Raw genomic sequence first — 426 nt, 5'->3', positions numbered from 1 at the left:
GGAGAGCGCTGGATATATCTTTCAGCCATAAAGGATCTGTTTAATAACGAAATTGTGGCTTACGAAATAGGCGAACGCAACGACAATGAACTGGTGCTTCGCACATTCAGCAAGGCGTTTGCGAAGCAAAAAGACGTGACCGGACTGGTCGTTCATAGCGACCAAGGATTCCAGTACACGTCTCATGCTTACCACGACATGCTGCCAAAGGTTGGCGCCCGAATCAGCATGTCTCGCCGAGGAAATTGTTATGACAATGCCTCGATGGAGAGTTTCTTCTCGCATCTCAAAACGGAAGGACTCTATCCTTATCATATCCGAACGCTTAGCGAAGCACAAAGCAAAATCGAAAAATATATCCGTTTTTACAACCGAAAACGGCCACAACGGAAACTAAAAAAACTGACGCCGGTAGAGTACCGACGC

1 protein-coding gene is annotated in these 426 nt (G+C 46.7%); it reads left to right on the top strand.

Going from position 1 to position 426, the window contains the following annotated elements; translation table 11 throughout:
• The coding region (locus tag Q0V21_RS32755; protein ID WP_301882607.1) for an IS3 family transposase at nucleotides 1-426 on the top strand (426 nt) is incomplete at both ends.

The sequence above is a fragment of the Paenibacillus sp. 11B genome (genome assembly GCF_030487755.1).
Lineage (GTDB): Bacteria > Bacillota > Bacilli > Paenibacillales > Paenibacillaceae > Paenibacillus > Paenibacillus vandeheii.
This window is presented reverse-complemented; position numbering and strand designations above follow the sequence as displayed.